Annotated in this window: 19 protein-coding genes; 7 read left to right on the plus strand and 12 right to left on the minus strand. The window is 66.3% G+C overall.

The window, feature by feature from the left end:
- Window positions 1-53: 53 nt before the first annotated feature.
- Together ACFWPX_RS06240 and ACFWPX_RS06245 are read left to right on the plus strand one after the other, a co-directional pair.
- Window positions 54-773: an alpha/beta fold hydrolase gene (locus ACFWPX_RS06240; protein ID WP_378926457.1), complete on the plus strand. Its 720-nt coding sequence runs from the start codon at window positions 54-56 to the stop codon at window positions 771-773.
- Between the two features lie 166 nt (window positions 774-939).
- Window positions 940-1548 carry a LuxR C-terminal-related transcriptional regulator gene (locus tag ACFWPX_RS06245; RefSeq protein WP_378926458.1) on the plus strand — a complete coding sequence of 203 codons (609 nt, stop codon included), beginning with the start codon at window positions 940-942 and terminating at the stop codon, window positions 1546-1548.
- A gap of 57 nt (window positions 1549-1605) precedes the next feature.
- Here the strand turns inward: ACFWPX_RS06245 and ACFWPX_RS06250 are convergent, their stop codons facing one another.
- From ACFWPX_RS06250 to ACFWPX_RS06270, 5 genes are all read right to left on the minus strand, one after another.
- Window positions 1606-2085: a PaaI family thioesterase gene (locus ACFWPX_RS06250; protein ID WP_378915582.1), complete on the minus strand. Its 480-nt coding sequence runs from the start codon at window positions 2083-2085 to the stop codon at window positions 1606-1608.
- Window positions 2086-2327: 242 nt separating this feature from the next.
- Window positions 2328-3236 (minus strand): SDR family oxidoreductase, encoded by a 909-nt coding sequence (locus ACFWPX_RS06255; protein WP_378926459.1) that lies wholly within the window; start codon window positions 3234-3236, stop codon window positions 2328-2330.
- 26 nt (window positions 3237-3262) lie between these two features.
- Window positions 3263-4831 carry an NAD(P)/FAD-dependent oxidoreductase gene (locus tag ACFWPX_RS06260; RefSeq protein WP_378926460.1) on the minus strand — a complete coding sequence of 523 codons (1569 nt, stop codon included), beginning with the start codon at window positions 4829-4831 and terminating at the stop codon, window positions 3263-3265.
- A gap of 37 nt (window positions 4832-4868) precedes the next feature.
- On the minus strand, window positions 4869-13310 hold the full coding sequence (locus ACFWPX_RS06265) for an SDR family NAD(P)-dependent oxidoreductase (protein ID WP_378926462.1): 8442 nt from the start codon (window positions 13308-13310) through the stop codon (window positions 4869-4871).
- A 111-nt stretch (window positions 13311-13421) separates the two neighbouring features.
- Complete coding sequence (locus ACFWPX_RS06270; RefSeq protein ID WP_378926463.1) at window positions 13422-14732, minus strand: cytochrome P450; 1311 nt, start codon at window positions 14730-14732, stop codon at window positions 13422-13424.
- Between the two features lie 505 nt (window positions 14733-15237).
- Here ACFWPX_RS06270 and ACFWPX_RS06275 point away from each other — a divergent pair.
- The gene (locus ACFWPX_RS06275) at window positions 15238-15720 is read left to right on the plus strand and encodes a hypothetical protein (RefSeq protein WP_378915592.1); all 483 of its coding nucleotides are present in this window, start codon (window positions 15238-15240) and stop codon (window positions 15718-15720) included.
- A gap of 43 nt (window positions 15721-15763) precedes the next feature.
- Here the strand turns inward: ACFWPX_RS06275 and ACFWPX_RS06280 are convergent, their stop codons facing one another.
- Entirely contained in the window at window positions 15764-16342 is a 579-nt protein-coding gene (locus ACFWPX_RS06280; RefSeq protein ID WP_378915594.1) for a helix-turn-helix domain-containing protein, read from the minus strand.
- 82 nt (window positions 16343-16424) lie between these two features.
- Here ACFWPX_RS06280 and ACFWPX_RS06285 point away from each other — a divergent pair, with 82 nt between their 5' ends.
- Complete coding sequence (locus ACFWPX_RS06285; RefSeq protein WP_378926464.1) at window positions 16425-17402, plus strand: NAD(P)/FAD-dependent oxidoreductase; 978 nt, start codon at window positions 16425-16427, stop codon at window positions 17400-17402.
- A 48-nt stretch (window positions 17403-17450) separates the two neighbouring features.
- Here ACFWPX_RS06285 and ACFWPX_RS06290 read toward each other — a convergent pair whose 3' ends face one another.
- Both ACFWPX_RS06290 and ACFWPX_RS06295 read right to left on the minus strand, forming a co-directional pair.
- Window positions 17451-17669, minus strand: a complete 219-nt coding sequence (locus tag ACFWPX_RS06290; RefSeq protein WP_378926465.1) for a hypothetical protein — start codon at window positions 17667-17669, stop codon at window positions 17451-17453.
- Between the two features lie 100 nt (window positions 17670-17769).
- Entirely contained in the window at window positions 17770-18336 is a 567-nt protein-coding gene (locus tag ACFWPX_RS06295) for a TetR/AcrR family transcriptional regulator (protein ID WP_378926466.1), read from the minus strand.
- Window positions 18337-18415: 79 nt separating this feature from the next.
- On the opposite strand from ACFWPX_RS06295, the gene ACFWPX_RS06300 reads away from it, so the two are divergent.
- Window positions 18416-19027 carry a hypothetical protein gene (locus ACFWPX_RS06300; RefSeq protein ID WP_378926467.1) on the plus strand — a complete coding sequence of 204 codons (612 nt, stop codon included), beginning with the start codon at window positions 18416-18418 and terminating at the stop codon, window positions 19025-19027.
- 4 nt (window positions 19028-19031) lie between these two features.
- Here ACFWPX_RS06300 and ACFWPX_RS06305 read toward each other — a convergent pair whose 3' ends face one another.
- Both ACFWPX_RS06305 and ACFWPX_RS06310 read right to left on the minus strand, forming a co-directional pair.
- Window positions 19032-19400 carry an ADP-ribosylation/crystallin J1 gene (locus tag ACFWPX_RS06305; protein WP_378926468.1) on the minus strand — a complete coding sequence of 123 codons (369 nt, stop codon included), beginning with the start codon at window positions 19398-19400 and terminating at the stop codon, window positions 19032-19034.
- A gap of 54 nt (window positions 19401-19454) precedes the next feature.
- Window positions 19455-20294, minus strand: a complete 840-nt coding sequence (locus ACFWPX_RS06310) for a helix-turn-helix transcriptional regulator (RefSeq protein ID WP_378926469.1) — start codon at window positions 20292-20294, stop codon at window positions 19455-19457.
- A gap of 101 nt (window positions 20295-20395) precedes the next feature.
- On the opposite strand from ACFWPX_RS06310, the gene ACFWPX_RS06315 reads away from it, so the two are divergent.
- Both ACFWPX_RS06315 and ACFWPX_RS06320 read left to right on the plus strand, forming a co-directional pair.
- The gene (locus ACFWPX_RS06315) at window positions 20396-21112 is read left to right on the plus strand and encodes an SDR family oxidoreductase (RefSeq protein ID WP_378926471.1); all 717 of its coding nucleotides are present in this window, start codon (window positions 20396-20398) and stop codon (window positions 21110-21112) included.
- Window positions 21113-21201: 89 nt separating this feature from the next.
- Window positions 21202-21597, plus strand: a complete 396-nt coding sequence (locus ACFWPX_RS06320) for a hypothetical protein (RefSeq protein ID WP_378926472.1) — start codon at window positions 21202-21204, stop codon at window positions 21595-21597.
- A 13-nt stretch (window positions 21598-21610) separates the two neighbouring features.
- On the opposite strand, the gene ACFWPX_RS06325 is transcribed toward ACFWPX_RS06320, so the two are convergent.
- Both ACFWPX_RS06325 and ACFWPX_RS06330 read right to left on the minus strand, forming a co-directional pair.
- Window positions 21611-22774 (minus strand): hypothetical protein, encoded by a 1164-nt coding sequence (locus tag ACFWPX_RS06325; protein ID WP_378926473.1) that lies wholly within the window; start codon window positions 22772-22774, stop codon window positions 21611-21613.
- A gap of 164 nt (window positions 22775-22938) precedes the next feature.
- The gene (locus tag ACFWPX_RS06330) at window positions 22939-26721 is read right to left on the minus strand and encodes a multifunctional oxoglutarate decarboxylase/oxoglutarate dehydrogenase thiamine pyrophosphate-binding subunit/dihydrolipoyllysine-residue succinyltransferase subunit (protein ID WP_378926474.1); all 3783 of its coding nucleotides are present in this window, start codon (window positions 26719-26721) and stop codon (window positions 22939-22941) included.
- Between the last annotated feature and the right edge of the window lie 21 nt (window positions 26722-26742).

A 26742-nucleotide genomic window follows, 5' to 3' on the forward strand; every position in this document is an offset into this window, starting at 1 on the left:
GCTTTGTCGGGTCGAACTTTCGACGACAACGTGGGCAACGCGGAAGGACTCATATGAACGAGCCCATGACCCCCTGTCTGCGGCAGCTCGAACGTCCCGACGGCGCCATCCTGCGTGGGCGGGCGGTCGGTACGGGCCCGACTGTCCTGCTCCTGCATGCAGGCGGTGAGCGATCCGAAGTCTGGGATCCGGTGGTCGGCAGTCTTGTCGCGGCGGGCTATCGGTGCGTCACCTTCGATCTGCGCGGGCACGGCGACAGTGGCGGTTCCGCGCGGTCGACGGCGATGTGCGCGGCCGACATCGCCGCGATGGTGCGCACCGAACTGTCAGGATGCATTGTCGTCGGAGCGTCGCTGGGGGGAGTGGCCGCACTGATCGCCCTCGAGGACGCCGAAGTGCGCGCCCGGGTCGGTGGGTTGGTGCTCGTCGATGTCGTGCCCACCATGGATCCCGACCGCGTACTCGAATTCCTCACCGCGACAACCGCGTACGGCCGGTATGCCGAGATCGTCGACGACGTCCTCGCGCATGTTCCACAGCTCCGGCGGGCCGCCGAGGTCCTCGACGTGCCCGTCCTGCTGGTGCGGGCCGACGGCAGAACACCGGTCGCCGACGACGACGTCGCGGGATTTCTGCAGTTGGCGCCGCACGCAAGGGTCATTCAGATCCTGGGCGCTGGGCACCTGGTGGCCAGGGATTGTCCCGAGGATCTCGCCGAGACCATCGCCCGGTGGCCGCCACTGGCGCTGCAGCGCTACCTCCGGCTCGGTTGACTCGCCGACCGGCTCACTCCTGAACCGAATTCTCCTCAGTACACATCGTCATCTCAGGTCAAGGGTCTATGAAATGGCTGCGAGTCCGGAACCGAAGATCCCGAAATCCCACCCAACGAGAATCGCCGCCGTCGATGGCGGCGTCGGACGACTGCCGTGCTGTCGCATGCTGATCGTCGAGTCCTCCTGCCACGCAATGAATATCGACTTCCTGGCGGCGATCAGGCCGAATCGGCAGATCGCGTTGGCCCCGATCTCGGGGATGGTGGACAAGGCCATGAGCTGGCGGCCGGACATCGTGCTGCTCGACGCGGCGACGGGCCCGGAAGCCGGGCTCGCCACCATTGTGCGGGGGCTGCGCTCACTCGACCGGCAACCGCACATCGCACTGCTCGTCCCCCAGGACGCGGCGCGAACGACGCTCGAGGTCGACGTCTTGCTGGCCGCGGATTTCCACGCGAACGCAATACTCGACGCGCTGGACGTGGCGGCCTCGGGAATAATCGTGACCACCACGATCATCGAGCAGGTGGATCACATCGAACCGGACCACATTGCTTACCAACGTCTTTCGCTGCTGACAAGTCGCGAAAGAGAGATTCTTCGTCTCGTCGTCGACGGGCTGTCCAATCGTGAAGTCGGCGCCCGGCTGTTCATCAGTGCGGATACCGTGAAAGAACATGTGAGCAGGATTCTCGCCAAGCTCCAGGTTAATAGCCGCATCGCGGCGGCAGTCGTCGCGGTACGCGCGGAATCATGGCGGTTGTCGGCCTGACAGCGGACGAAGTGTGGGGCGGCTGCCCGCCCCACACTTCAACGCCTGTTCAGTCGGTCATGAATTCGGCAATTGCATTACCTGGATCGTCGAGATCGCTGTGGCCGCGAGTTTGTTGTTCCCGTTGTGCGCCTCGGCGGCGAGGTAGATCACCGATCGGCCCGGCTTGCGAACCGTCGCCTTCAAGGTCAGGCTTTCACCGACGAATACCGGGCGCATGAAATGCGTCGTCAGTTCCATGGTTGTCGTCGGGTTCTTCGAGGTCAGATAGCTGAGTGGGGCCATCAGGTCGTCGAACATGGCTGCCAGGAAACCTCCCTGGAGCAGGCCCATGACATTGCCGTACTCGGCCGGGATCTTCACTGTCGCCGAGAGTGATTGTCCGACCACGAATTCCTCGTACTGCAAACCGAGGGTGGTGGTCGACGGTGGGGGCAGCGCGAGCTCTACTCCCGGCGGAATCGGAAGATTATCGAATGCGGCGATCGCGTGCTCGACAATCGCGTCGTGTCCGGTGATGACGGTTTCCTCGGCCATGAACAGCTCCTCTATCGCATCGGACGATTTCTCAGGGCGCGTTGTCTCGGTTCCCGGTAGCCCGCGGTCGGGTTTGTCAACGGAAGCGGGGAATTTCCGGCCACGGTGCGGGCCGACGCGCCGGCATTACTTTGCTGTGGAAGTTGCAGTGCCACTACGCATTTCCACTGGCGAGCCTACCCGAATAGCGACCGGTAATGAGCAGGTCGGTGACATCGCGTTCGGGTAGGCGCGCGCGAGTTTCACGCGCCGGGCGACGCCTTCGCCGCGGTAGTAGCCGCCAGTGCGGAGAAGTACATCTGCTGGGCGACTTCGGCGATCAGGTCCCAGCGTTCCCACGTCATCGGGGTCGGCTCGGTATCGGGGACGAACCGGTACCGCGACAGGTCGGTCATCCCCTTGTACTGCGCCAGGACTTCGTCGTCCATCAGAGCGTTTCCGGTGAACGTCGCCGGGTCCTGTTCCAGGACAGCCAGGATGGCATCGACGACGATGTCCTCGGTTCGCCAATCCGCCGGGCTACCGATGCCGAGATTCTGGGTCGCGAGGGTGCCGATCAGCGTGCGCGTCCAGATCGTGTTGCAGGCGATGCCGTCCGCCGCGACCTCTTTTCCCAGACCGAGGGTCAGCAGGGTGGCGTTGAGTTTCGACGACATGTAGGCCACCTTGCCGCCCATGCGCTGGAGGCCCGCTGGATCCAGCGGGGGGCTGAGGTTGACGATGTGGCCCCACCCGCCCTGGCGCATATGCGGAATGCAGTGGTGCGCCAGCAGGAACGGAGCCCTGGCGTTGATGGCCATCACCAGGTCGTATCGCTTGTGTGGGGTGTGCTCGACCGACTGCAACCACATGGCACCCGCGTTGTTGACCAGGATGTCGAGTCGGCCGAACCGCTCGATCGTCCGGTCCACCAGGTTCTTCAAGTCCGCCTCGTCGCGGACATCGCAGCGCACGCCGAGGGCCTGTGCGCCTCGTTCCTCGATCTCGCGCACCGTATCCGGCACGCTGCCGGGCAGTCGGCCACCGGCCTCCATCGTCTTCGCACCGATGACGATGGACGCGCCGCGTTCGGCGAGCGCCAGCGCCAGCGCCTTGCCGATTCCACGACTGCCGCCGGTGATGACGGCTACCCGGCCTTCGAACTGTGTCACTTTTCCGCTCCTCTCGGTCTGTTCGGTTACCGGCTGCCGGCGACTGCCGGTGACCTTGTCGGCAGGTCGAACCGCGCGCCGACCTCCTGCTCGAAGGAGTCCGCCCACGCTTCCAGCCGGTCGACATTGCGCCGCATATCGCGGAACGTCTGATCGGCGGTCTTCTCGGTGAGCAGGTCGAGGTGCAGCTGCGCGCAGATCGGCACCTTGCTGTATTCCACGAACAAGTACTTGTCCGGCTGCGGGGCCTGCGCGCCGAAAGCGCGCAGATTCGCCTGCATGCGAGCCTGAATTCCCTTGAATCGGGTAGCGATCGGATGGAATTCGGCCGCCGCGTCTTCGTTACCGATCAACCCTCGGAACAGCAGTTGCGAAGGCAATGCCCAGTAGAACGAGGTATCCCACATCACCTTCGTGAACATGGCGGGGGCGCTGCCGAAAATCGAGTAGTTCTGGTGGTACATCCCTAGATAGTTCGGCCACATGTCCTCGAGCATCAGCTGATTGAAGGTCTGGGCGACCTCGGCGGTCAGCCGACCCCGGCGATCGAGTTCGATCATGCGGGTGGTGATCGTGTTGGTGTAGGCGATGTAGTCCGACCCCGGGCTGTAGAAGGCATCGAGGAAGATGCCTGCCTCGCCGACGCAGGCCCATCGCTGATGGGAGAAGATCTGCTTCGAGGCGTAACTCGCGTTGCGCACCTGCAAGAAGTCGAGCTGCTCGGCACCGTCGATGAACGAGGCCAGCGTCGGCTCGTGCTCGCCGATCCACTGCCGGGCCTTCTTCTCGGTTCCGTAGGTGCTGAACGGGTGGATCGTGTCGTCGGTGACGATGCCGACGCTGGTGTTCCCGGAGGACAGCGGGATCATCCACACCCAGTACCCGGTGCCCATCAGATGATTGGTGGAGAACCATCGGCGTTCCTGCGTGGGCGGCCGCCACGCCGGGTTCGTGGTGTCGGTCATTCGCTCCACGTCGTATTCGCCGCGAAAGCGCCACCACGCCGAATTGATCTTGTGCGGGCTCGGCGCGCTCAGGCCGAGTTTGCGCTGCAACAGCCGCTGCCTGCCCGATGCGTCGACGACGAAGCGCGCCCGCACCTGCTGTTCGCCGCTCTCGCCGTCCACCTCGAAGTGCACGATGTGGTCCGCGTCGGAGTCGGAGAGCTCGATGTCGAGAACCTTCGCCCGCTCGATGAGATCGGTCCCGAGCTCGTGGATTCCCTCACGCAGGTCTCGTTCGAATCGGCCGCGGTCGATCTGATAGGACGTCACCCGCGGGAACCGCCGGGCCCCCAGCTCCGGCCGAATCTCGAGCGGGCCCTGCGAATCTCCGAAGAACATTCGTAGTCCGAGTTTGTGCAGGTGCCGCCGATTCAAGTACCCGGTGAGGCCGAGCTGTTCGCCGAAGTAGTGGGCACCGCCCTCGACCGTCGCCTCACCCACCTTGAACGCGCCGTCCTGGATTTCGCGTCCACTGCGCTCCAAGACCAGTACCGAGAGGTCGGGCATGGTCCGCGCGAGCTGTCGTGACAGTGTCAGCCCGGCCAGGCCGCCACCACAGATCACGACGTCGTACCGCTTTGTCTGTTCCATCGTTGTTCCCCGTTCGAGATGTTGAACTGTGTTCGGCTCAGCGCCCGTACGCCAGGCTGGTGAAATTCGGGAAGGCGTCCTCGACGGACAGCTCCTCGGCGAGCGTGCGCAGCACACTCGGGTCCGCGTTCTGGATGAACAGGTGACCGCCGGGCACCGACGACAGCGAGAACCCGCCGCTGGTCAACTTGCCCCAGCCCTGCATCTGGTCGTCGTCGAACACCGGGTCATCGGCGCCGCGCAGCACCGAGATCGGGGCTCGCAGCGTGTATCCGTGCTCGAATCGGTAGTCGCCGAGCATCTTCAGATCCGCCCGGATCGACGGGAGCCAATGCAGGATCGATGCTTCCTCGGCTACCGGGATGTCGAGCAGCTTGTTGTCGCGCAGGACCTCGAGTACCCGGCTGTCGGACGCGCTGTCGAGATCGAAGCCGTCGCGGATGTGGGCCAGATTCCGCACGTACTTCTCGACCAGTGTCGGAGCAGGCCAGCCACCGATCACGAGCTTCATCGGCACCTCGTTGTAATGCTGTTCGAGGTATTTGGTGAGCTCGTAGGCGAGCAGTCCGCCCATGCTGTGCCCATAGATCACGAAGGTTCGGTCGAGGTAGGGCAGCATCGCCTCGGCCAGCTGGGCGACGAACTCCGGCATCGAGTCCACCGCGGCGTCGTCGAGTCGCTCCTCACGGCCGGGGAACTGGACTCCCACCGTCTCGACGGAGTCGGGCAGGTGGCCGGGCCACGGGGTGAACACCGAGGCGCCACCACCGACGAAGGGCAGCGCGAACAGTCGGATCGAGGCGGTGTTGGACCGGCCGACCACGGTGCGCATCCAGCGTTCCGGGCCGGTGGCCTCCACCGGCGCCGGCGCGACGCCGCTGGATTCGCCGTTGACCTGCGCGAGGACTTCCCCGGCCAGTTCGGTGATCGTCGGACCGCGCATCAGGCCCATGGTCGGGAAGTCGATCTCCAGGTGCTTGGCCAGCATGTTGCGGATCTGGCCCGCCATCAGCGAGTCCATCCCGAGGTCGGTCAGGCCGACATCGCGGGCCAGGCGCTCGACGGGCATGTCGAAGATCCGCGAGATCTGCTGTGCCAGTGCTGTTGTCAGTCGGGGCAGGCGGTCTTCGTCGGTGAGCTCGAATAGCTCCGCGCGCAGTCCCTCGGTACCGAATGCGGCAGCCGAACCCGCGGTGTCGTGCACCGCGAGATGCGCGAGCCGCGGCGAACTCCGCACGATCGGCATGACCTGGTTCATCTTCGCCCAGTTCACCCCGAAGACGCTGGCGCGTTCGACGCCATGAACCAAGCAGCGGCCGATGAAGTCGAGCGCGTGGTCGGGCGAGATCGATGTCCATCCCAGCCACGACAGCGTGTCCAGCTTGTTGCGCGCGACGAACCCGACTTCGCCGATCGCACCCCAGTTGACGGTGAGCGCGGGCAACCCGAGCTGGTGGCGATGGACGGCCAGCGCGTCGAGGAATCCGTTGGCCGCGGCGTAGTTGGCCTGGCCGGGCGTGCCGACATTCCAGCTCATCGACGAGAACATCACGAACGCGTCCAGGTCGAGCGCCCTGGTGTGGGTGTGCAGATGCCAGGCGCCGTCGACCTTCGGTCGCACGGCCCGCAGGAACTCCTCCTCGGTCATCGTGGCGAGCGGGCCGTCGGCGATGACCATGGCGGCGTGGTAGACACCGCGCAGCGGCGGGAGCGTCGATATCCGCTCCAGCATGCTCACGACCTCGGCTTCGACCGAGACATCGGCTCGTTCGAGCACCACGTCGACGCCCGCGGCGCGCAAGCCGGCGATCTGCTGCTCGTTCTCGGCATCCACTTGCGCTCGACGGCCGACGAGCACGATGGTGCGCGCGCCCTTGCCCGCGAGCCACTGCGCGGTGCGCAGGCCGAAGCCGGTGTAGCCACCGGTGATCAGGTAGGTGCCGTCGGGATCGAAGGATTGCGCGTCGGTGGCGCCCGGATGGACGAGCACCTCGGTGTCGGCATCGAATTCGACGACGACCTTGCCGATCTGGTGGGCTCCCGCCATGTATCGGAAGGCCGAGGACACCTGCGCGGCAGCGAAATCAGTGTGCGGCAAGCTGGGCAGTGTGCCCGCGGTGACGTGCTCGAGGACCGCGGTCATCGCCTCACGACAGCGGGCGGGGGACTCGAGCAACATGCGGTCGATGTCGACGGCCGAGTAGCTCAGGTTGTTGCCGAACGGCTTCAATCCCAGCTTGTAGTCCTCGTAGATGTCCTTCTTGCCGATCTCGATGAACCGGCCGTGCGAGTGCAGCAGCTCCAGGCTCTTCGGAATGGTCTCGCCCTGTAGCGAATTCAATACGATGTCGACGCCGTCGTAGCGCCGGCGGATCTCGTCGGCGAAGGACAGCGAACGAGAATCGAAGACCCCTTCCACACCGAGCGAGCTCAGGTATTCCCGCTTCTCCGGGCTGCCCGCGGTCGCGAGAACCGTCGCGCCGAGCCGCTGCGCGATGTGCAGCGCGGCCAGGCCGACACCACCGGCGGCGGCGTGTACGAGTACTCGATCGCCCGCACGCAGGCGGCCCACCTCGACCAACGCGTACCACGCGGTCAGATAGGCCATCGGCAGCGTCGCCGCGTCCGCGGCCGACAGGTTGGCCGGTGCCGGGTACACGTGTTGCGCCGGGGTGACCACCGCCGAACCGAAACAACCACGGGCGAAGGCGATCACCTCGTCACCGGGAGCGAAGGAAGTGACCCGCGAGCCGACCTGGATCACCCGGCCTGCGCACTCCACGCCGATGTTCCTGTCGTAGAAGCCACCGGAGACCGCGCCGTCGGACAGCACGCCGAGGGTCAGCATGATGTCGCGGAAGTTCAGGCCGGTCGCCGCCGGACGGATGACGACATCGTCCGGGCCGACGGCAGGCAGTGTCGCGCTCTCGTAGCGGAGTTCGTCGATGCCGGATGCGGCGGGAACGGGCAAGACGAACGGACGTTCGCCGGCTGGGGTGGTCGAGATCGCGGTCGAGGCCTCGAATTCGGCGAGTGAGAGATGCTCGAAGCGGTCGATGAAGCGGGCCGCACCGCGGAAGGCGACCTCTTCCTCCAGTGTCCGCACGTGCAACAGTTCGTCGAACAGTTGCGCCGAGCGAGCGTCGGCTCCTGAGCCGGGATCGAAGTCGATGATCTTGGCCCGCAGGCTGCTGTGCTCGCTGAGCAGCACCCGCAGGATGCCCCAGCTCGGCAGCTGCGACGGGGCGGTGCGGTCACCCGGCACGACGACCGGACCGCCGGCCGTTGCCACCCAGAACCGCGGCGCGGCAACCCAATCCAGCTGATCTACCGCTTGCGCCGCCGCGATCACGCTGTACGCGCCGTGCCGCTCCACCTCGGTGAGCAGCTCGGCCGTGAGTTCGGCCGCGGCGAAGTCCAGATTCCACAGGTGCACGACGCCGGCCACCGCGCCCGCCGAGCCCCGAACCTGCTCGAGGACGCGCCGAAGGTCGGTAGCGCTGGTCGGGTCGACCTGGAATTTGTGGTCGTCGAGCTGTTCGAAGGACGCTGCGCGAGTGACCATCACACTGCCCGCCGCGGACGCGCCGAGCCGGGCGAGGAAGTCCTCGGCGACGCCGTCGGCGTCGGCCAGCACCACCCACGGGCCCGGCTCGATGCGCGGCTGATGGGGGGTGAGGTCGCGGTGCGGTGCCCGCGCCGCGATCACCGAGCAGCCGGTCTGCTCGGTACCGGTCATGTCGGAGAAGATCTGGACGTGTTCGAAGCCGACGCCCGGCAGGAACTCCTGCCAGGTTGCCTCCGACAGCAACGGATAGTGGGGCCGCAGGTCGTGGTCGGTGAACCGCCACCACCCGTCGGTCATGCCGAAGGTCAAGTCGACCCAGTGCGGTGGGTTGGTCTCCTCGACGACGAGCATCAGTCCGCCGGAGGTGAGGAGCTGGTCGACATTGCCGAGCGTGACCCGCAGATCCTCGGTGGCGTGCAGCACGTTCGCCGCGACGACGATGTCGAAATAGTGCTGGTCGAAGCCTTGCTCGACGATGTCCTTCTCGATGTCGAGGATTCGGTAGTCCACGAAGCCGAACTCGGTGAAACGCCCTCGCGCCTTGTTCAGGAACAGTTGGCCGATATCGGTGAAGACGTATTCCGCGCGGTCGGCCGGCAATTCGTCCAGGATCCAGCCGGTGGTACCCGCCGTGCCCGCGCCGATTTCGAGCACCCGGATCGGCCGGTCCGCCGGCAGGGTCCGCACCGCCTCGGCGATCAGCTTCGCGACCGTGCGGTTGCACCGCTCGAACGAGAACGAGGTCTCGTAGAGGTCGACCACCGATTGGTACTCGGCCTGCGGGAAGATGAGCTCGATCGGGTTGACCTCGTCGCGAAGGACCGCGGCCTGCTCGGTGCCGCAGCGCTCCAGCACCGCGTACTCGGCCTCGCATTCGGGATGCTGCGCGCGCAATCTCGCGAGTACGGCAGCGGTGTCCACCCGTTCGGGGACCGTGCGCAACTGCCAGCCGTCGCCCTCGGTGCCGGTGATCGCGTGCCGGGACAGCAGTTCCAGCAGACGGGCGAGGTAGTCGCGGTGCTTGTCGTGCACACCAAGCTCGTGGGCGATCTCGTCGAGGGTGAATCGTCGGCCGACGGCGAAGTCCATGCCGAGCTGATGGAACGCCTCGGTCACGTAGTCGATGCAGAGCTGGTTCATCGCCGCTTCGGTGCTCGCGTGGTACTCACGGTTGAGCGACCACGTGCGAACCTCGTCGAGGATCGGGTCGACCGCGGCCGCCAGCACCTCGGTGGGCGGCACGAAATCGGCGGGCAGCAGCGTCTTCAGGCGTACCGGTGCCGCGTGCCATCGGTACTCGTAGAGCCACTGCAGGAGCGAGTCGCGATCCTCGGTCGGCTGGGTGATCGACTTGCCTTTGAACCCCTCGAAGTGGGCGACCAGTGTGCCGTCTTCGTTGAGCAGCCACAGATCGCCCTCGCAGTAGGCGGGGTCGTCGAGGATGTTGGCTTGCCCGTAGCAATACACGCGCTTGCCCGCCGCGGCGTGGAAACTGAATCGCTTGATGTCGAACGGGATGTAGAGCGTCTTGTCATCGTTGTTCGGGTCGTTGCCCATCGCGATCGACAGCGACTGGAAGCAGGCATCGAGCAGCGCCGGATGGATCAGGTGGCGCGAGGCCTCGTCGCGGATGGCCTCCGGTGTGTCGATGCGCCCGAGCGAGCAGAGCTCGCCGTAGCGCAGCTGGGTGATCGCCCGGAAGGTCGGGCCGAGCATGAGTCCGTTGTTCCGGAACTTCGCGAAGACCTTGTCGGGGTCGAATTCGAGCGGGCATTGCGCGTCGAGGTCGGCGAACGGCACGGGCAGTTCGGTGTCCGGTGCACCGCGGCGCACGGAACCGGACGAGTGCAGGATCCAGTCCTTGTCACCGTGCTGCAGGCTGTACACCCCGAAATGCATCGAGGCGGTCACCACCACCTGGACCCGCGGTGCGGGCCGGTCGTCGAAGGTGAAGAGCGGACGGCGGAATTCGACATTCTCGATCGAGTACTTGCCCGGCCCGAACGCTTCGGTCGAGCAGCCGACGACGAGGTCGAGATGGCCCGCGCCGGGGAACACGATGGGGCCCTGGACCCGGTGGTCGTCGAGCCACGGGAACGTCGCGACGTCCATCGTCAGTTCCCACACGTGCTTGTCGGGTTCGTCGGCGAGCAGTGTGCGAGGACCGACGAGCGGGTGCCCGAGCGAGGGGAAACGTTCGCTGCGCGAGACCGGGGTTTCCAGCCAATAGGTCTCACGTTGCCACGGATAGAACGGCACCGGTACGCGCCCGGCGTCGTCAGCGAAGACGGCCGCCCAGGTCGGGTCGTATCCGGCGGTGTACAGCGCGGCCAACGACGACAGCAGGGTCGCGCGGTCGCTCTGCTTCCGATGCAGCGACGGTACCGCGATACCGGAGGCCTGCTGCTTGTCCAGCAGTTCGGCGATGGCAGTCGAGTGGATGGGGTGCGGGCCCAGTTCGATGAAGGTGCGGTGCTGATCGCCGATGAGGCGGTCGAGGGCAGGGGCGAACCGGACGGGTTCGCGGATATTGCGCCACCAGTACTCGGCGTCGAGCGCGCCGGTCGATACCACGTCGGCCGTCACCGTCGAATACATCGGCACCGTCGCCGGACCCGAGGTGATGCCCGCCAGCGAGGTGAGCAGTTCCTCGCGCAAGGGATCCATGTGGTGGCTGTGGAAGGCGACGCGCACCTGGAGCATGCGGCAGAAGATCCGGTCCTGCTCCAGTGCGTCCTTGATCTCTTCGAGGGCATCGGGATCGCCTGCCAGCGCGGTCGATTCCAGGCCGTTGAGCGCCGCGATCTCGACCCGCCCGCGATACCCGGTGATGCGCTGCTCCGCCGCGTGGTACGGCAGGCCGACGGCCAGCATCGTGCCCTTGCCGGAGGCTCGCTGCTGGACGCGGCTGCGGTGGAAGATCACCCGCACCGCGTCCTCGAACGACAGCGCGCCCGAGACGGCGGCGGCCGCCACCTCACCGATACTGTGACCGACGACGGCGTCGGGAACGATGCCCCAGCTCTGCCAGAGCTCGGCCAGGCCGAGCTGGACCGCGAACACCGCGGGTTGCGCGATGTATGTCTCACCGATTCGGCTGTCGGCTTCGTCGCGGCCGAGTTCTTCGAGCACACTCCACGTGGCGTGCTTGCGCAGCTCGGTGTCGACGCGCTCGACGGTCCGGCGGAAAACCGGATCCTGCGCGAGCAGTTCGCGCGCCATCGCCCACCATTGCGGGCCCTGCCCGGAGAACACGAAGACCGTCTTCGCGCCCGCTGTCTTCCCGCTACTGGGCAGTGGGCCGAACTCGGTGTCCTTCGCCTTGTCCCGCAGGGTATCTCGCAACTGCGCGACCGACGAGCACACCAGGGCCAGACGCTGGTCGTAGTGCGAGCGGGTTCGTGCCTGCGCCGACGCGATCGCCGTCAGCCCGAGCGCGGCAGTGTCGGGTGCGGCCAGGAAATCGGCGTAGTTCTCGGCGTAGGAACGCAGCGCGTCCCCGGTCTTGGCGCTGAGGGCGAACAACACCGGCACGTCGTCGGCGTGTTCGGCCACCGGTGCGGGCGGCAGGGCGATGGCCGGTGCGGACGCCAGGACCACGTGCGCGTTGGATCCACCGAAGCCGAACGAATTCACTCCAGCGACCCTGGGCCCGCTCGTCGGCCACGGCTGGCGCGTCCGCGCGAGCCGCAGCCCGAGTTCGTCGAAGGGAATTGTCGGATTCGGTTCTTCCGCATGCAGATTCGCGGGAATCTCGCCGTTGTCGACGATCAGGCACGCCTTGATGATGCCGACCATGCCCGCCGCCGACTCGAGGTGACCGACGTTCGACTTCACCGCACCGACGACGCAGGCGTTCGCGCCGCTGCGCCCGGCTCCCAGTGCCTTGCCCAGCGCCCGCGCCTCGATGGGATCACCGACAGGGGTACCCGTCCCATGGGCTTCGATGTATCCGACCTCGGCCGGGTCGACGCCCGCGTCACGGCACGCGTCCAAGATCATCTCCGCTTGCGCGTGCTCGCTCGGGACCGAAATGCCGGTCGTGCGACCATCCTGATTCGTCGCACTACCGCGAAGTACCGCGTAGATCCGGTCGCCGTCGGCGACGGCCGCGGACACCGGCTTGAGCACGATCGTGCCCGAGCCCTCACTGCGGATGTAGCCGTCGCCGGTCTTGCTGAACGACTGGCACCGGCCCTCGGGGGACAGGAAGGTGCCCTGGCTGAACCCGATCGAGGCCTCGGGCAGCAACAGGGTGCTGACGCCGCCCACGATCGCCATCGTCGCCTCGCCGGAGCGGATGCTGCGGATCGCCAGATGAATCGCGACCAGCGAAGACGAACAGGCCGTGTCCACGGTCATACTCGGCCCTCGAAGGTCGAGAAGATACGACACACGGTTGGCCACAATGCAATTCGTGACGCCGGTCATCGTGTGACCGCCGATCAGATTCCGGTTCTCCGGATTGAGTTGGATGATGCCGTAGTCGTGACCCGAAACGCCGGCGTACACCGCCACCTTCTCGCCCGCGATGTCCTCGGGGAGGATTCCCGCGTCCTGGAGAGCCTCCCAGGTCGTTTCCAGGAACAGTCGCTGCTGAGGGTCGATCCGGGCGGCCTCGGTCGGGGTGATGCCGAAGAAGTGCGCGTCGAACGACGAGACATCATCGAGGTAGCCGCCCGTGTGGGTGCGCATGTGCCCCGGCCTGCCCGCATCGTGGTCGTAGAAGGCGCTGGCCGTCCACCGGTCCGCCGGAACCTCGCGGACCGCGTCACGTTCATCGATCAACAGTTGCCAGAACTCGCGCACATTGTGAACGTTTCCGGGAAAACGGCAACCGATTCCCACGACGGCGATTCCCTCGTGCGTGTCCGCGACAGCATCGATCTGGGAGTTTTGGATGGAATTCATTTGCTGACCTCATTCGTGGCGAAATATCGATCGACGTCACACACGCTGTTTTCGCAGCAGGGAAGGCATCAATTGCTTCTGGTGGGTGTGTCGTCTTTCAGGTACCGGAATTCAATTCTCGATCGAGGCGGAAGACGTCGCGCCAACGCTGCGACCCAGCTCGACCGGAACATGCTCGTAGCCACGGAAGGTCAGCTGCGAGCGAAGCCGGGGCGGGGCGGCCGGGCGCATATCGGGGAAGCGGGCGAACAGGGCGCGCAGTGCGTGACCGGCTTCCATCCGGGCCAGGTTGGCGCCGAAACACGCGTGGACACCACTGCTGAAGGCCAAGTGCTCGTTGGCATTCGGGCGGGAGATATCGAACCGGTGGGGGTCGCTGAACACCGCCGGATCGCGGTTCGCGCCTGCGAGCGACAGCATGATCATGGCGCCCTGTGGCAACTTGACGCCCGCCAGCTCGAGATCGGTCAGCGCGGAGCGGGCCGTGATGAACACCGGCGGCTCGTAGCGCAGTACTTCGTCGACGGCGTTGGGCCACAGTTCCGGCTCAGCGCTGAGCCGGTCGAGTTGTTCTCGGTGCGTCAGTAAGAGGGTCACGGCATGGCTGATCAAATTGGCGGTCGTCTCGAAACCGGCGCCGATGATGATGCTGGTATTGGCCTTGAGAGCGTAGTGATCGAGGTCGCCGCCCTTGATCATGTTGCTCAGGACATCTTCGCCCGGTTCCCGGCGCAGCCGCTCGATGTGCTGGTCGAGGTAGTCGTTGAGTTCCTGGGCGGCACGCATGGCGCGGTCGTAGGTGCGCCAGGAGATGCCGACGTCGAGCATGGGTGTCATGGCCTCGCCCCAGTGCAGGAACTTCTCCTGGTCTTCGCTGGGCATGCCGAGCATTTCGAAGATGATGGCGATGGGCACACGCGAGGCGAACGCCTCGACGAGATCGACCGACGCACCGGAGGGCAGGGCGTCGAGGAGCTCCTCGGTGACGGTCTCGACTCGGTCCCGCAGCTTGTTGACCGCGCGCGGGGTGAACGCCGAGACGACCGGGCGGCGCATCGTGGTGTGTTCCGGCGGGTTCATCCGTAGCATCGCGGGCGGATCGGCCGGATTCGCCGGCGGCGGCACCCGGTTCGCCAGCTTCTGCAACAGCTCGGGTATCTCGATCCTGGCAGAGCTGCGCACGCCGAACCTGTTGTCCCGCAGGATCGCCCGGGACAGCGCGTGGTCGCAGGTGACCCAGGGCAACGGGGTTTTCACCAGCGTGCCCTTCGCTCTGATCTGTTCGAGGTAGGGGTGCGGGTCGGCGATGCCTTCCGGCCCCATCATCCGGGCGAAGTTGTCACCGCGCCGGGATTGAACGCGCAGCACTGCCCGTGGTACGCCGTGTAGCGAAAGCCATCGAAGTCGATACTGCAGCGTCATATTATCGGCAACCTTTTTCCGGAATGGAAATTCGCTGACACGGCACGGAATGGCCGGGATCCGGGAGTTGTGAATTCATGGCGTATACCTCATTTGCCGATGCAGCCGATTATTCCGCGCGAGCAATAACCATGTCGCCAGCGTCGAGAATTCCTCCTGAGTCGAATTCTAAACGGATCGAATTCGATGGACATCCCCCCGAACGGGTGGCGTCGGAATCGGCGGAATTCGGCCTCATGGTATGTGCCGTATGCGTGGTCGGTGAGCTGGTCGAGTCGTCGCCCGCGCCGGCGTCGATCGCGGCGCCGCAGGGTTGAGTTCGCTGTTAACGGACAGCGTGGCGTGTCGCGAACAGGGGACGAGGATGCCTGGTTGCGGCCGCCTCGGCTGCCGCATGGGATGAGTTCTCGTTCTTCCAAATATGTTGTGGCACTACATCTTTGGATGCGAAATCGAGACCGTTACGGTGGCTAACGGGAGGCCGCTCCGGCGCGACGAAGAGGGTATGACTCTCACGAACAGCACTTCCCGAAAGTTCTCGGCCGTGGTGGTTGCCGCCGCCGCCGCGCTGGTCGGCTTCGCCGGCCCGGCTACCGCGATCCCCTCGGATCCGGTAGTCCAGTTCACCCCCACGATCAGCCGGATTCCCGGCGCCAACTGCGCGGCGATCATCAATGCCAAGACCGTGCCGCAGCCGCAGTCCGGTGTGTTCGGTGTGAAGGTGACGATCACCCAGACCGGCGACTTCTGCCAGCGGTACCGGGTAGCGGTGCGCTTCCGCAATCTGGATTCCGGGTACAGCGACGGGCAGTCGCATGCCGTCGAGAACGGTCAGCTGGTGAATTTGCCGGACAGCGTGATCGTCGGCATGGGCACCGGGCCCGGCAAGGGCCGGGTCGAGGCCTGGATCGTGACCACCGACGAAACCATGCCGCAGCATCAGGAGCTCGAGCACATCTCGGGGCGCGCGAGCTTCACGCTCGGCTGAGCAGGGCGGCGGGTCAGGGCCTCGAGGTCATGACCCGCCGCTGTCAGGCCTTCGGGCGGGCGCGGAAGTGGGCGCGTTCGCCCTGTTTGCCGAAGAGACTGAGGAATTCGACCGATTGTTCGTCGGCCGCACCGAACCAGTGCGGGACATGGGTGTCGAATTCGGCGGCCTCGCCAGGCGCGAGGATGACTTCGTTGTCGCCGAGGATCAGGCGCAGACGGCCGTTGAGCACGTACAGCCATTCGTAGCCCTCGTGGACCTGCGGAGTGTCCGGGCGATTACGCGCACCGGGGGCGATGATCATCTTGAAGGCCTGGATGCCGCCCGCGCGTTTGGTGAGCGGGAGCATGGTCATGCCGTGGCGGGTGATCGGGCGCAGGTGGATGCGCGGGTCGCCGGTGGGTGGGGCGTCGACGAGTTCGTCGAGGGTGACGCCGTGCGCCTTGGCCAGGGGGAGCAGTAGCTCCAGGGTGGGCTTGCGGGCGCCGGATTCCAGGCGGGACAGGGTGCTCACCGAGATGCCGGTTTCCTGGGAGAGGTCGGCGAGGGTGGTCTGGCGCTGTTTGCGCAGGGCGCGCAGCCGGGGGCCGACCGAGTCGAGGGTTTGATCGAGGTCGTCCATGCTGTCCAGTTTGCCATGTCGGCAAAGAAGGTTGCCAGTATTTGCCGTCGGCATGCACTGTGGATTCTCGAAGGAGGTCGAGATGACACAGCTGGAAGATTCGTACGACGTAGTGGTGCTCGGTGGCGGAGCCGCGGGGCTGAACGCGGCGCTGATGCTGGCGCGTTCGCGGCGCTCGGTGGCCGTGATCGACGCGGGGGCGCCGCGTAACGCGCCTGCTCAGGGGGTGCACGGACTGCTGGGCCGGGAGGGGATGCCGCCGTTGGAGCTGCTCGAGCTCGGGCGTGCCGAGGTGCGTGGGTACGGCGGGCATGTGGTGTCGGGTCAGGTTGTCGCGGTCGAGCGTGGCGCTGATGCGCCGGGGTCGACCGACATCGAGGAATTCGTGGTGACCCTCGCCGACGGTCGCATCGTGCGGGCCAGGCGCGTTCTCGTCGCCACCGGACTGGCCGACGAGCTCCCCGAGGTCGCCGGCCTGCGCGAACACTGGGGTCACGACGTACTGCACTGCCCGTACTGCCACGGCTGGGAGGTGCGCGACCAGCGCATCGGCGTGCTGGCCAGCGGACCCATGTCGGTGCACCAGGCGCTGCTGTTCAGCCAGCTCAGCGACGACATCGTCTTCCTGTCCCACACGGCCGATCCGCTGAGTGCGGAAGACGCGGAAAAGCTTGCGGCACGCGGCATTCGGATCGTCGACGGCAAGGTCGTCGAGGTACTCGGCACCGGCCGCCTGACAGGCGTCCAGCTCGCCGACGGCACCGTTATCGAACGCGACGCCCTCGTTGTGGCCCCCCGCATGAACACCCGCGCCACCTTCCTCACCGATCTCGGCCTGGTCCCCGAACCGCACCCCTCCGGCGCCGGTGACCACATCCCCGCCGACCCCGTAGGCCGCACCTCGGTCCCCGGCGTCTGGATCGCGGGCAACGCCACCGACCCGTCGGCCCAGGTCGGCGCGGCCGCCGCAGCCGGCGCCATGGCCGGTGCGCAGATCAACGCCGAACTGGTGATGGCCGAAACCGCTGCCGCGGTAGCCGCCCGGAACGAATCCGCCTGACACGACAATGGCCCCGGCGCGTGTCGCGTCGGGGCCATCCGGCGGAACTCAGTTGCCGGTCGCCGGGCACACCGTGCTGCTGAACGGGCACGGCTTGAACATTTCCCGGATGAGCGCCGTCAACAACGCGCTCCCGCTGGTCGCGTCGGCACTGCCGCTGTCCGCGACCTCGACAGCTACCGTCGGCGCGGCCGCCGCGGTAGCGGGTGCCACCGCGCCGAGCGCCAGAATCGCCGCGCCGGCCATCACGAATTTCCCGATCGACACACTGTCTCCCAATTTTCGAAAAGTGTTGCCACAGAGTGGACGAGAAGGATGATGCCGCCTGAACCGACCGACCGGTAGCCCTGAAAACCGGGGCTGTCGATCAGTTCGGCGCGCTGCGCGGGTGGCCCTGTGCGTCATCGATCGCCGCTGTCAGCAAGTTTCGGGCCCTTTCCGGTGAGAGTTGGCCGATGGTGACGTGGAGGGCGAGGCCGTCGAGTAGGGCGAGGAGGGTGTCGGCGGCGGTTGTGGGGTCGGGGTGGTGGGTGATCATGGCGGCGACGTGGTCGCGGAAGCCGAGGCCGTTGGTTGCCAGGGTTTCGGCGATCTGCGGGCGGACCGAGGCGAAGGCGAGGTAGCCGATCAGGATGCGGGCGTCTGCGGCCGATTCGGCGTCGGTGGGGAGCAGTGCGGTGAGCATCTGCGGTAGGTCGGGGTCGGGGCCCGCTGCGGAGATTCGGGCGGCGATCCGGTCGGCGATGGTGGAGGTGGCGAACTCCATCATCGCTTCCTTGCTGGGGAAATAGTGCTGCACCTGGCCCGTGGAGACCCCTGCCTCGGTGGCGACATGGCGCAGACTGATCGACTCCAGACCGTCGCGGGCGAGGAGACGCATCACCGCATCGCTGATCGTCGCGCGTCGAGAACTGTGATCCACCCGCTTCGGCATCAGCCCATCTTTTCACAATGCACTTGTATTGCTGTGCTTCACCTCTTTACAATGCGAGTGTATTGAAAAGGAGGGTCCCATGCGCCCGATCACCCAGCTCGCACGATCTTTCGTTCGTCTCGAAGTCGACATATGGGTGAGCCTGGCGCGGGTAGTCGCTCGCCGTCCCGACACCGGCGGCGGCACACCGATTCGGTACGCGGGTGCGGTGTCGGCGATCATCTGGGCGTTCATCGTGGTCAGCGCCGTGGAGATCCCGGCGGTTCACCTGCTGATCCCGTGGCCCGCGGCCCGGATCGTCGCACTGGGGCTCGGAGTCTGGGGATTGTTGTGGATGGCTGGAATGCTGGCCGCGCACCACATGTACCCACACGTGCTCATCGGCGACCTGCTGCGCGTGCGCTACCTGCGCCGCGTCGGCCTCGACATCGCGCTCGCCGACATCCGGGCCGTCCGCCACGATCTGCGGGCCTACGACGGCGCGAAATCGTTGCAGCTCATCGGAACAGGCGACGAAACCCTCGCCGTGATCATCGGCAGCTCGACCAACATCCGCGTCATCCTGACCCAACCCCAGACCTTCCACACTCCACAGGGCGACTTCACAGTGAGCACCGTCGCGTTCTGGGCCGACGACCCACAGCCCACGGTCGCGAAGATCCGTGCGGCGATGCTGGACCGAGCAGTCTGAGGGTTCACGCCGGGTCGGGCAGAGGTGCGTCGTCCGGGAAGCGGCGGACGACCTCGATCGCGCCGACGATGTTGCGATTGAATTCGTCGAGATCCTTTGCGGGGATCCAGTATTCGAGGATGTCGCGGCCACCGGCCTGCTGCACGTCGTAGCGGTCGAGGTAGGCGGTGTCGACCTCGAAACGGGTGACGTAGCCCGCGCCGGAGGCCGGTACGTTCCAGTCCCTGGCGATGAGGATCGCGTAGGCCTCGTTGAGGACCGGGTAGAAGATCGGTTGGTCTGGCAGGCGCGGTGGCCAAGCGCGCCAACCGGATTCGGCTACCAGTGCCAGCTCATTGGGGCCGGTCGGGCGCCACAGTGTCGTGGTTTGCATGCAGGCACCGTAGTCGGGCCGGGTGTGGGGTGGCCAGCCGGTTTCGGTGTGGGTTCAGTGGAAGGATTCGAGGCCGGTTACGCGGAGTAGGTCGAGGGCGGTGGCGGTGGGGGTGTGGGGGGTCGCGGAGTAGATGATGACGGTTTGGTCGGTGTCGGGGACGTGCATGGCGTCGCAGTCGAGGGTGAGGGCGCCGAGGTCGGGGTGGGCGATGGTTTTGGTGAGGCTGTGCATGACGCTGGAGCGGCCTGCCTGCCAGTGCGCCTCGAATTCGGTGCTGCCGGTGCGTAGTTCGGTGAGCAGGCGGGTGAGACCGGGGTCGTCGGGGTAGGTCGCTTTGACCGCGCGCATGCAGCCGACGCAGGCGGCGGCATTGCTGTCGGCCTCCTCGGGCGTCATGACGACGCGGCCCATGCCGGTGCCGAGAAAGCGCTGCCACATGATGTTGCGCTGGGCGACGGGGATCGCGGAGAAATCGCCGAACAGGGCCGCCGCCAAGGGAGTCCAGGCGAGGACATCGGATTTGGCCGAGAGGACGAGCACGGGCAGATCGGCCAGCCGATCCAGCAGTCGCAGCACACTGGGCCGGATCATCATCGGAATCCGTCCTGCCTGCGGCGGTTCGGACCCGGCGAGCCGATAGACGAGATCGCGGTCGATATCGGTCAGGCGCAGCGCCCTCGTCAACGCACCGAGGACCTGCTCGGACGGTTTGGGTCCGCGGCCCTGTTCCAGTCGCACGATGTAGTCCACGCTGACACCGGCCAGGCTCGCCACCTCCTCGCGCCGCAATCCGGGCACCTGCCTGCGTGATCCGCTCGGCAGTCCCGCGTCGGCGGGGCTCAGCCGAGAACGCGCGGTGCGCAGTACCGTCGCCAATTCCGCTCTGTCCACCTCTCCCATGGTGCCCCAGGCAGGCAGCGCGGGGGTGGTACCGCGAGTCCTATGCCGAGCCGGCACTGGAGGCCGCGCCGCATCGGCGGGAATCTGGACCGATGACAACAACGATTGCCCTGGTCACCGGGGCCAACAAGGGGCTCGGACGCGAAACCGTTCGCAGGCTGGCGAGCAAGGGCTGGCAGGTGTATCTCGGAGCGCGCGACACGGCCCGTGGGGAGGCGGCGGTGGCCGAACTGGTCGCGGACGGGTTCGACGTGCGGTTCGTGGCGCTGGACGTGACTTCCGACGATTCCGTCGCCGCGGCCGCGGGCACGGTGAAGGCGGCGGCAGGCCGTCTCGACGTGCTGATCAACAACGCAGGCATCGGCGGCCCGCGCACCGCACCGGCCGACACCCGCCCCGACGACCTGCGAGAAGTGTTCGAGACCAACGTCTTCGGGCCGATCCGCGTGACCAACGCCTTTCTGCCGCTGCTGCGCCTGTCCGGCCATCCACGCATCGTGATGGTCTCGAGCGGGGTCGGTTCGATCGCGGTGATCACCGACCCGAAATGGCAGGGTCTGCTGCCACCTGCCCTCGGCTATCCCACCACCAAAGCCGCGCTGAACATGCTCACCACCATGTACGCCAGCGGCCTGCCCGACATCCGGGTCAACGCGGTGGATCCCGGCTACACGGCCACCGATCTCAACGGCAACAGCGGCTTTCAGACCGTGGCCGAAGGGACCGACGCTGTCGTCGCCATGGCCTCGATCGAGCAGGATGGCCCGACCGGCGGATTCTTCGACAGAACGGGCACCGCCCCGTGGTGAGAGTAGGCGCGGTGAAAGCGGGCGCACTGCTCGCTATCCTGCTCGCGGGCGTATCCGTCGCCGTTTATCTGATCAGATCGGAAAATCCAGTGCCAGCGCACAATTCATCCCAGACCGTGCTCTCGATCGGTCTGCATCCCAGCGCCGTCGACTACTCCAACTACCCGAACCTCGACGAAGCCACGCTGACCGCCCGCATCGAGGCAGGCGAATCCGCTTTGCGCGCCGCTGGATTCGACCTCGTCTCCTGCCAGTTACCCGCTGATCCCGATGCGGCGGAGACGAAGTTGCGCGAGTGTATGGCGGGCGGCGCCTTTCGGGCCGCGATGATCGGCGCGGGGGTGCGGATGGCTCCCGAACACACCCTGCTCTTCGAGCGGCTGATCAATGTCGCGGGCGAGCTGTCCCCGGGAATTCGGTTCTGCTTCAACACTTCTCCGGAGACCACGATCGATGCCCTGCGTCGCTGGGTAGAGCCGAGCTGAGCATCGAAAGGGGCTAGCGGTGACCGCCGCTGTGGTCGCCGTGCCCGCAGGTATCGGTGCGGCGGCCATCAGCGGACGCCTGTCCCGCGCCATGGCCTTCGAGCGCCGCGAACGGACCGCACTGATGCGGGGCGATCCAGACGTGGACCATCGGGTTGCCCGAGCCGGGGTTGATGGAGTTGGGCGGGCAGTTGCCCTGGGCGTCGAGGACTCCGGCGACCACGGGACCGTTGTCGCCCGCCTTCCAGCAGAGGTTGTCGTGGACGTGCCACTGCATCAGGGAACCGCCGAAGTCCACCAGGGACGGGTCGTCGATTTTCTTGCCGTTGGCGATGTACATGGCCGAGACGAGCGTGCGGTCGGTGCCGTCGACCCGATAGACCAGCGACTCCGGGTGGGCGGGATCGAGGAAGTTGCTGTCGCGGATGTAGCCCATATTGATGTAGTGCTCGTAACCGGTCGCCGAGTCGCCGATCGAGCGGAAGCCGAGGGCGCCAACGGAATTCACGTCCGCGAAGGCGGGTAGGCCGTCGAGGGTGCGGCGAACCAGGTCGGTCGCGCGCGCCTGCTGATCGGCGTTCACGCCGGAGACGCCCGACAGGTCGATGGGTTCGGTCGGATCCCAGGGACGCGGCCATGCCGGATCGGTGCCGTGGTCCTCGCCGTGTGCGTGCTCCTCGCCCGCGGCATGCGCGTGATCGCCGGTGTCGCCGTGACTGTGGACATGTCCGACACCGTTGAGCATCGCCGCCAGCGCGAGCACACCCACCGCGGCCGCCGCGATCCCCGACCGCATCGGCGGCACGGTGGCGGTGGGCCGCAGCAGGCCGATTCCCCCGGCGACAGCGGCCAGCGCGCCCAAAGCCGCGCAGACGGTGTCGGCCACCTGCGGTGACTCCGCGGTCAATCCGGCGATCCACGGCACATCGGCGAACCGCGTGAACACCCACATCGCGGCCGCGAAAGCGTTCACCGCGAGCATCGAGGTCACCACGAGCTTGCGCTCGCTCAGCAGTACCGCCAGCCCGGTCGCGCACTGAACCGCGGCGAGCACCACCATCAGCCGCGCCAGCGTGGCGTGCTCGGTGTGCATCCCGGCCGCCATGAAATGCACGGCGCCCGCCCCCACCGACGCGATCCCACCCATCAGCAGGTATCCATTACGCCCGTTAGCCATGCCACGCTCCTGTCCAGTCGCTCGGGGCGGACACTACCCGGGCAGCGTAAGGCGCAGGTGCCGCCCGGATAAGAGAACTCTGTGACCCACATCTCGCCCGGAAACGGCGAACGCCGGGTGGATCGCGATGATCCACCCGGCGTCGGTCGTGCTGCGAGAAGAACTTACGTGGTCGGCTCGAAAGCCTCGCCGATGATCTCGGCCTGTTCCACGGCGTGCACCTTCGACGAACCCGAGGACGGGGCCGACATGGCGCGGCGCGAGATGCGACGCAGGCGGCCGAGACGCTCGGGCAGCACCTCGGGGAGGTTGAGGCCGAAGAAGGGCCAGGCGCCCTGGTTGGCCGGTTCTTCCTGGACCCAGGCGATGTCGGTCGCGTTGGGGTACTTGGCCAGTGCCTCGTTGAGGCGGTACGTCGGGATCGGGTAGAGCTGTTCGACCCGGACGATGGCCACGTCGTCACGCTTGTGCTTGGCCTTCTCCGCGGCCAGCTCGTAGTAGAGCTTGCCCGAGGTCAGCAGGATGCGCTTGACCTTGGTGGTGTCGCCGATGCCCTGTTCGTAGGTGGGCTCGTCGAACACCGAACGGAACTTCGACTCGGTGAAGTCCTTGACGTCGGACACCACAGCCTTGTTGCGCAGCATCGACTTCGGGGTGAAGACGATCAGCGGACGACGGATCCCGTCGAGCGCGTGGCGACGCAGCAGGTGGAAGTAGTTCGCCGGCGTGGACGGCACCGCCACGGTCATCGAGCCTTCGGCACACAGCTGCAGGAACCGCTCGATGCGACCGGAGGTGTGGTCGGGACCCTGACCCTCGTGGCCGTGCGGCAGCAGCAGCACCACGTCGGAGAGCTGGCCCCACTTGGCCTCACCGGAGGAGATGAACTCGTCGATGATCGACTGCGCGCCGTTGACGAAGTCACCGAACTGCGCTTCCCACAACACGAGTGCGTTGGGATTGCCCAGGGAGTAGCCGTATTCGAAACCGACGGCGGCGTACTCGCTCAGCGCCGAGTCGTGCACCGCGAACCAACCCGGCTTCTCCGAGCCGATGTTGTGCAGCGGGGTGTACTCGTTGGCGTTGATCCGGTCGATGATGACCGAGTGGCGCTGGGTGAACGTGCCACGACGCGAGTCCTGACCGGTCAGGCGCACATCGTGGCCCTGGTCGATCAGCGACCCGAAGGCGAGCAGCTCGGCGAAGGCCCAGTCGACCTTGCCCTCGTAGGCCATCTCGCGACGCTTCTCCAGCACCGGCTTCACGCGCGGGTGCACGTTGAAACCGTCGGGAGTGTTCAGGAACGCGTCGCCGATACGTTGCAGCACCGACTTGTCGACCGCGGTGACCACGGTGGCGGGCACCTTCTGGTCGTCCTCGACCGACTCCGACGGCTCCGGAATGTACTTCTCCAGCTCGCGGACCTCGTTGAACACGCGCTCCAGCTGACCTTGGTAGTCGCGCAGCGCGTCCTCGGCCTCTTTCATGGAGATGTCACCACGGCCGATCAGCGATTCGGTGTAGGCCTTACGCACCGAACGCTTGGTGTCGATGATGTCGTACATCTCCGGCTGGGTCATCGAGGGATCGTCGCCCTCGTTGTGCCCGCGGCGGCGGTAGCAGACGAGGTCGATGACAACGTCCTTGCGGAACTTCTGGCGGAAGTCGACCGCGAGGCGAGCCACCCAGTCGCAGGCTTCCGGGTCGTCACCGTTGACGTGGAAGATCGGCGCGCCGATGAACTTCGCGATGTCGGTGGAGTACTCGGTGGAGCGGCTGTTCTCCGGCGCCGTGGTGAAGCCGATCTGGTTGTTCACCACGATGTGGATGGTGCCGCCGACGCGGTAACCACGCAGACCCGACAGGTTCAGCGTCTCGGCGACCACACCCTGACCGGCGAACGCGGCGTCACCGTGCAGCATCAGCGGCATCACCGAGAAGCCGTCGGGGCCGTCGCCCTTGTCGAGCAGGTCCTGCTTGGCGCGCACCAGACCCTCGAGCACCGGGTCGACCGCCTCGAGGTGCGAGGGGTTGGCGGTGAGCGAGACCTCGATCTCGTTGTCGCCGAACATCTGCAGGTACTGGCCGTGCGCACCGAGGTGGTACTTCACGTCGCCGGAGCCGTGGGTGGCCGCCGGGTTCATGTTGCCCTCGAACTCGGTGAAGATCTTCGAGTACGGCTTGCCGACGATGTTGGCCAGCACGTTGAGGCGACCGCGGTGCGGCATGCCGATGATGACTTCGTCCATCCCGTACTCGGCGCACTGGTCGATGGTGGCGTCCATCATCGGGATCACGGCTTCGGCGCCCTCGAGCGAGAAGCGCTTCTGGCCGACGTACTTGGTCTGCAGGAAGGTCTCGAACGCCTCGGCCGCGTTGAGCCGGTTCAGGATGTACTTCTGCTGCGCGACGGTCGGCTTGACGTGCTTCTGCTCGACCCGCTCCTGCATCCACTTGAGCTGATCGGTCTCGAGGATGTGGGTGTACTCCACACCGACGTGGCGGCAGTACGCGTCACGCAGGATCGACAGCACATCGCGCAGCTTCATCCGGTCCTGGCCGTGGAAACCGCCCACGTCGAAGGTGCGGTCCAGGTCCCACAGGGTGAGGCCGTGCTCGGTGACGTCGAGGTCGGGATGGCTGCGGAACTTGTCCTTGACCAGGCGCAGCGGATCGGTGTCGGCCATCAGGTGGCCGCGGTTGCGGTAGGCCGCGATCATCTCGAGCACGCGGGCGCTCTTGTCGACACCGCGCGCGCTGATGTCCTTGCGCCAGCGGATCGGCTCGTACGGCACACCGAGGCCGTGGAAGATCTCGTCGTAGAACTCGTCGGAGATCAGCAGGTTGTGGATCGTGCGCAGGAAATCGCCCGACTCGGCACCCTGGATGATGCGGTGATCGTAGGTCGAGGTCAGCGTCATCAGCTTGCCGACGCCGATATCGGCGATCCGCTCGTCGCTCATGCCCTGGAACTCGGCGGGGTACTCCATCGCACCGGCACCGATGATCGCGCCCTGGCCCGGCATGAGGCGCGGCACCGAGTGGACGGTGCCGATGGTGCCGGGGTTGGTCAGCGAGATGGTGACGCCGGCGAAGTCGTCGGCACCGAGCTTGCCCTCGCGTGCGCGGCGCACGATGTCCTCATAGGCCGCGTGGAACTGACCGAAGCTGAATTCCTCGGTTTCCTTGATGGCGGCGACGACCAGCGATCGGTTGCCGTCCTTGCCCGCGAGGTCGATCGCCAGGCCCAGGTTGGTGTGGGCCGGGGTGACCGAGTTCGGCTTGCCGTCGATCTCGGCGAAGTGCCGGTTCATGTTCGGGAACGCCTTGATCGCCTGCACGATCGCGTACCCCAGCAGGTGGGTGAACGAGATCTTGCCGCCGCGGGTGCGCGCGAGGTGGTTGTTGATCACCAGGCGGTTGTCGATCATCAGCTTGGCCGGGATGGCACGCACCGAGGTCGCGGTGGGGATCGTCAGCGAGGCCGACATGTTCTTGGCGATGGCGGCGGCGGGGCCGCGCAGCACCTTGTTCTCCGGGCCTGCGGCAGCAGCCTTCGGCGCGGCGGTGGCCGGTGCGTTGGACACCGGTGCAGGTGTGGTCTGCGGTGCGCGCACGGTCTTGGCGGCCGGAGCCGGAGCCGGAGCGGGGGCCGGAGCCGGAGCCGCGGCGGGCTTCGGCGGTGCCGTCGCTACCACGGCTTTGGGAGCCGGGGCCTGAGCAGCTGCCGCCTTGGGTGCCGCGGCTGCTGAAGGAGCGGAGGAGGCGACCGGTGCCTGACTGTTACCGGATTCGGTTGCTTCCGGCGTGTAATCCGCGAGGAACTCGTGCCAACTCGCGTCGACCGAGGACGGGTCCTGTTTGAACTTCTGATACATCTCGTCGACTAGCCACTGGTTCTGTCCGAACTGGGAAGTTGAGCTGCTCACAGCTGGTGTTCGCCTCATTTCGTTCTTCGCGCTGCGACG

Origin of the sequence: Nocardia sp. NPDC058518, assembly GCF_042719655.1 — a bacterium.
In the GTDB taxonomy this organism is placed as follows: domain Bacteria; phylum Actinomycetota; class Actinomycetes; order Mycobacteriales; family Mycobacteriaceae; genus Nocardia.